Origin of the sequence: Empedobacter sp. UBA5036 (assembly GCF_002415215.1) — a bacterium.
Taxonomy (GTDB): domain Bacteria; phylum Bacteroidota; class Bacteroidia; order Flavobacteriales; family Weeksellaceae; genus Empedobacter; species Empedobacter falsenii_B.
In genome coordinates, this window is sequence record NZ_DICC01000005.1 from 34742 (window position 1) to 41063 (window position 6322).

Annotated in this window: 6 protein-coding genes; 5 read left to right on the top strand and 1 reads right to left on the bottom strand. The window is 29.7% G+C overall.

What is annotated here, in order from left to right; translation table 11 throughout:
- Positions 1–6: 6 nt before the first annotated feature.
- On the bottom strand, positions 7–1353 hold the full coding sequence (locus tag B4J88_RS00340) for a sigma-54-dependent transcriptional regulator (RefSeq protein ID WP_291065831.1): 1347 nt from the start codon (positions 1351–1353) through the stop codon (positions 7–9).
- 191 nt (positions 1354–1544) lie between these two features.
- Between B4J88_RS00340 and B4J88_RS00345 the strand changes: the two genes are divergently transcribed.
- From B4J88_RS00345 to B4J88_RS00365, 5 genes are all read left to right on the top strand, one after another.
- A complete protein-coding gene (locus B4J88_RS00345; RefSeq protein ID WP_291065826.1) occupies positions 1545–2786 on the top strand; it encodes an efflux RND transporter periplasmic adaptor subunit in 1242 nt (413 codons plus the stop codon).
- A gap of 117 nt (positions 2787–2903) precedes the next feature.
- Positions 2904–3614 (top strand): ABC transporter ATP-binding protein, encoded by a 711-nt coding sequence (locus B4J88_RS00350; RefSeq protein ID WP_286494823.1) that lies wholly within the window; start codon positions 2904–2906, stop codon positions 3612–3614.
- Positions 3615–3619: 5 nt separating this feature from the next.
- Complete coding sequence (locus tag B4J88_RS00355) at positions 3620–5476, top strand: ABC transporter permease (RefSeq protein ID WP_291065828.1); 1857 nt, start codon at positions 3620–3622, stop codon at positions 5474–5476.
- A gap of 13 nt (positions 5477–5489) precedes the next feature.
- Positions 5490–5768: a hypothetical protein gene (locus tag B4J88_RS00360; RefSeq protein ID WP_291065829.1), complete on the top strand. Its 279-nt coding sequence runs from the start codon at positions 5490–5492 to the stop codon at positions 5766–5768.
- Positions 5765–6238 (top strand): TolC family protein, encoded by a 474-nt coding sequence (locus tag B4J88_RS00365; protein ID WP_286494825.1) that lies wholly within the window; start codon positions 5765–5767, stop codon positions 6236–6238. The genes B4J88_RS00360 and B4J88_RS00365 overlap by 4 nt, the downstream gene beginning before the upstream one ends.
- Positions 6239–6322: the final 84 nt, after the last annotated feature.

Here is a 6322-nt window from a genome sequence, read left to right on the forward strand (position 1 = left end):
GTTTCATTATTTATAATTCGTAATGTTATATTTTTCTAATTTTCGATACAAAGCTGCACGAGAAACGCCTAAATTTTCGGCAGTTTTACTAATATTTCCTTCAAAAAAGTGTAAACGTTCTACAATTTTATTTCGCTCTATTTCGTTCAAATTATTCGAATTATCTGTTATTCTTTGAGGAATAAATGTTGTGAAACCTAAATTTTCAATCGTAATTTCATTTTCTTCAGCCAAAATAACTGCACGTTCAATTCTATTTTGTAATTCCCGAATATTTCCGTTCCAATCGTAGTTTTCTAATTGATACAAAATTTGTTCATTAATAAATGGTTTTTCGACCTCATATTTATCAGCAAAAAGTTCTAAAAAATAATCAATCAAAGGTTTAATATCTTCTTTTCGTTCGCTAAGATTCGGCATTGTAACCGAAATTGTATTAATTCGATAATATAAATCTTCTCTAAAATGACCTTCTTTTACTGCATTTTCAAGATGTGCATTCGTAGCAACAATTATACGAACATCAACTTTTCTTGGTAAACTTTCTCCTAAACGAATAATTTCTTTATTCTGAATAACTTGCAAAAGTTTTGCTTGCAAATGATTTGGTAAATTCCCAATTTCATCTAAAAAAATTGTTCCATTATTTGCAGCTTCAAATCGACCAATTGTATCTTCTTTCGCATCAGTAAATGCACCTTTTTTATATCCAAATAATTCACTTTCAAATAAATTCTCATTCAAAGAACCTAAATCAACATGAATGAATTTTTCTGTATTTCGAGTAGAATTTTCATGAATTGATTTTGCCAAAACTGATTTTCCCGTTCCATTTTCGCCTAAAATCAAGATTGTTGCTTCAGTTTTTGCAATTTTATTGGTGATTTTATACACTTTTTCGATACTCGGAGAATTTCCATAAAACAACTTATTTTCTTTCGGTTCTTTTATTTGCTTCGATTTTCTATGCAGTTTTATCGCTTCTTTTATAAGATCAACCAATTTATCATTATCCCAAGGTTTTAAAATATAATCAATCGCACCCAATTTTAAACCTTCAACCGCAGTTTCCACGCTTCCATAGGAAGTCATCAAAATTACTTTCGTTTTTGGTTGCGCATGTTGAATCTCTTTCAGCCAAAAAATTCCTTCTTTTCCATCTTCATAACCTGTTCTAAAATTCATGTCCATTAAAACAACATCAATTTCATTTTCTACCAAGATTTGAGGAATCTTTTTAGGATCAGAACAAGTGATAATTGTTTCGAATTGACGTTTCAAAAGTAGTCGACTTGCAATTAATATTTCTTCTTGATCGTCTAAAATCAGTATAGTGGCTAAAGTTTTCTTCATATTCAATTTTGTCATGTGTCCGTTTCTGAACAAATAAGTGTTCGGTTTCGGACAGTCTATTTTTTATATAATTTTTTAAAAGAATTGATTTCAATACTTTAAGAAATTATAAATTTTGGGCACATTTATTACGTATTGATAATTAGTAAAATAACCATAAATAAACGGCTGTTTGGTAAATTTAATAAATAATGGATACGAAAATCAATCAAAAAAATAAAAAATATAAACGCCTTGGAATAATTGCTGTGACAACCATAATTTTAGGAGGTTCGAGTTTTTATTTGATGAATCGACCACGAGCTTTAACTGTAAGTGCAAATGAATTGATGATAAAAGACGTTTCTGAAGATTATTTTGAAGATTTTGTTGTTTTTCAGGCACAAATAGAACCAATTAATTCAATCTTTATCAATGTGATAGAAGGTGGTTCTGTTCAAGAAATATTTGTAGAAAATGGAGAAATGGTTACAAAAGGTTTGCCAATTGCACGATTATATAATCCGAATACGGAACTTAATTTTTTGACGCAAGAAACGGCAATTATCGAACAAATGAATCAATTAAATGTTGCAAAACTATCTATTCGGAATCAAGAATTGGATTTATCAAAGGATTTTGTAGGAATTGAACACGATTTTAATCAATCAAAATTAGATTATGAATTGAATCAAAAACTGTATGATAGGGAAGTGTTAGCGAAAAATGAGTGGGAGAATACGAAGGAAAAAATGCGCTATCAGCAAGAACGAAAAGCAATTATTCAAAAAAGTTTGGTAAAGGAACGTGAATCAAATTCGATTCAATTAAAGCAAATTAATGAAGCTTTAGCTATCATGCAAAAAAGTCTAGTAACGCTTCGGAAAAACAAACAAAATTTCTTGGTTTTAGCACCTGAAACTGGTCGTTTAAGTTCTTTTGAAGCGACATTAGGACAATCAATAGAAGCAGGAAAAAGCATAGGAAAAGTGGATATTCTAAGCGGTTATAAATTAGTTGCAATGGTAGATGAATATTATTTGGATAGAATTCAAGAAAATCAATATGGACAAATCGAAATTAAAGGAAAAATCATAAAAGTGAAAGTGACTAAGATTTCTCCAGAAATAAAAAATGGAAAATTTAAAACAGAATTAGAATTTATTGATAAAATTCCTGAAAATTTACAAGAAGGTTTATCCGTAGGAGTAAAATTGATTTTATCCGAGAAAGAGAAGAAATTAGTGATTCAGAAAGGTTCCTTTTATACAACCACACAAGGGAAGTGGATTTTTGTTGTTAATAATGATAAAGCAACACGAAGAAAAATTGAATTAGGAAGAGAAAATCCGAGTGTTTATGAGATATCCTCAGGATTAAAAGTAAATGAAAAAGTAATTATTTCGAATTACGAAGATTATAAAGAAGTACAAGAATTAACGATAAAAAAATAATAACACACAATTTTAGCTGTCATTTCGAGCTTATCGAGAAATCTATAAAATACAGATTCCTCATTTCGCTAAAAGCTATGTTCGGAATGACAAAAAATAAATTAAAAAAATAACATCATGATTAAAATAGAAAACTTATCAAAAATATTTATCACAGAAGATATTCAAACAAAAGCGTTGAATGAGATTAATTTAATAATCAATTCTGGAGAATTTATTTCCATTATGGGCCCTTCAGGTTGTGGAAAATCAACTTTATTGAATATTATTGGATTATTGGATTCTTTCAATGGAGGAAGTTATACCTTGAATAACCTTGAAATGTCTAATGCAAACGAATCGAAACGCTCTCAAGTTAGAAAAGAAAACATAGGATTTATCTTCCAAAATTTCAACTTAATTGATGAATTATCAGTTTATGATAATATCGAATTACCTTTGATTTATTCTAAAGTTTCGAACTCGGAACGAAAAAAACGAGTGCAAGAAATTGCCGAAAAATTAAACATTGTCCATCGTTTGCAACATTATCCACAGCAACTTTCTGGTGGTCAGCAACAACGTGTTGCAGTAGCAAGAGCTTTAGTGATTAATCCTAAAATAATTTTGGCTGATGAACCAACAGGAAATTTGGATAGTATTAATGGAAATGAAGTCATGGAGCTTTTGACCGATTTGCATGCGCAAGGATCTACAATTTTGATGGTGACACATTCGGCTCATGATGCGGCTTACTCTGATAAAATTATTACCATGAAAGATGGTGAAATTCTTTCTGAAAAAATGAATCAGAAAAATGTAAATGTTTTTGAGAAAACTAAAATTTAAATTCAATGCTAAAAAATTGGCTTAAAATATACTTAAGAAATACGATCAAGAATAAAGGGTTTACATTTCTTACAATTCTTGGTTTAGCTATCGGAATTGCTGGTGTTATTTTTTCGACTTTATATTGGAAAGATGAAACGAGTTACAATCAATGGAATCCGAATATTGGTCGCGTATTTGAAACATTAACTGTATTTCAGAGAGGTGGAGAAACTTGGCCTACAAGTGTTGAACCTTTGCCTCGTTACTTAAAAGAAAAATCAGATAAGATAGAAAGTTATTGTTGGTTTGAAGGTTGGTATGGGCAAGAAACTTATTACGTCAATAATAAAAAAGTTTATGTTACTGGAATTACTAGTACAGATCAGAATTTTTTTGATTTTATTCCATTCAAGTTTATAAAAGGAAGTGTAGATGATTTTCGCAAAAACAGATATGGTGTTGCAATAGAAGAGAGTGAAGCAATCAAAATCTTTGGTAAAGAAAACCCTGTAGGGAAAATCTTGACAACATATGATGGAATAAAGATGCCGATTTATGGTGTTTTTAAAGCAGAAAAATACACAAGCTTTCAACCTAAAATGGTTATTTCTAATATTTATTCACGTTTAGAGGATATTAAGGATAACTGGGGAAATTATGGCACAGGACTATTTATAAAGCTTAAAAATCCTGCAGACAAACTAGAAGTAGAGAAACTGGCTACACAATTATTTTATGAGAATAATACAGTTAAAAATGCGCAACGAGAAGGAGTTTCAGTAGAAGAATTTTCAAAGATATACGAACCTGTTAAAGTACAATTACAGCCTTTAAAAGATTCGAGATTAAATGCCAAAGTTTCAAGACTTCCGGAAGGAATGGGAAACAAACTGTTTTTACAGATTAACCTGGGATTATCTTATCTGATTTTAATTTTATCCATCATCAATTATATTAACCTTTCCACTGCACAAGCAATTAGAAGAGCAAAAGAAGTAGGAATCAGAAAAGTGGTTGGAGCAACCAAACGAAATATTGTTGTCCAATTTATTGTAGAAACAACCATTACAACTGTTTTGGCATTTGTGGTTGCTTTGGCTTTGGTTGAAGTAGGTTTACCCAGTTATAATCAGCTGATTGACAAAAACCTGGAAATAGAAATTATCCCGTTTATCCCATATCTTGTAGCGATTTTCATTGTAGTTGTGATTATTGCCGGAATTTTTCCTGCCATTTATGTGTCAAATTTTAAAGAGCTTAACGTTCTAAAAGGGAATTTTTCAAGAAGCAAGAATGGAATTTGGTTACGAAATGGAATGTTGATTTTACAATTTTCTATTGCTACATTCTTTATTGTAGCTGGAACTCTTGTTATTCAACAAATGAATCATATTGCAAAAAAAGATTTGGGATTTTCAGGAGATCAAGTGATTAGTATTCCGTTTAAAAGACAGGATTTAGGAGAAAATAAGTTCAATTTTTACGAAAGTTTCCAGCAAGATTTAGCAAAAATTAAAGGCGTACAAAGCATTAATGCAACGGCATTTAAGTTTGGTTCCGGTGGAGCAATATCCAACACAAGTTTTAGAGTAAAAGATAAACAATTGGTAACAGATAATATGGCGATTGACTTTGGCTTTCTAAACATGATGAAAATTGAAGTAAAAGAAGGACGAGATTTAGATCCTAAAATCTCATCTGATACAATTTCCAGTGTTCTTATTAATGAAACCGCAAAAAAACATTTTGGAGAAACATTAAAGTTAAATGACGAGTTCGATTGGAATAATCAAAAATTAAAACTGGTTGGAGTAATAAAAGATTTTAATTTGGGAGAGCCACAGGCTAAGATTAGACCAATGATGTTTTTTTCATTTTAAAGTTGTAAAGTGGATGCCTTCCAATCTTCAAAATATACTGATTAAAATAGACACAGAAGATACAAAAGAAACCATCGATAACATTGAAACGTTTTGGAAAGCTAAAGTTAATCAAGATTATCCATTTGAATATGAATTTGTTGATAAGCAATTTGCTCGTTCGTATGAGAATTACACAAAACAAGAGAAAATGTTCAAAATTCTAAATGTTATTGTGATTACAATCGCATTATTTGGATTGTTTGCGCTTTCATCTTACACAATCGAACGTAAATACAAAGAAATTTCTTGAATTATTCTTACGGAACTTTTTATGCGCAGAAAATTAAGAGTTTGGCGGATACTAATTTTCAGTTTGGAAATCAATTAAAAGACAACAAAAGTCAATATATTGGATTGAATCTTTCTATTCCAATTTATTCGAGAGGAAATACAGCGCAACAACGAGAATTGAAAAAAATTGAATTACAATTAAATGAAGTGCAAAAAGATAAAGAGGAAAAACGATTAAATGATCTCGTTAATCTTGAAATAAAAAAATTAAATTTATTGAAAGATTTGACCAATTCTTTAATTGAAATTGTAAAAACTTCTGAACAATCTTTTGAAACCACAGAAACAAAATATAAGTTTGATAAAGTTGATGCTTCTGTTTACAAATCGTCTAAAAATCAAGTGTTAAAATCAAAATATAATGAACTCAATAATAATTTGAGTCAAGTATTTATTCAAAATCAATTAAAAATTTTAGTTGAAAATTAAAACTATACAAAATAAAAAACGACTCAATTATTGAGTCGTTTTTTATTTATAATTTGTCCCGTTCTGAAATAGCGATACAAAAAA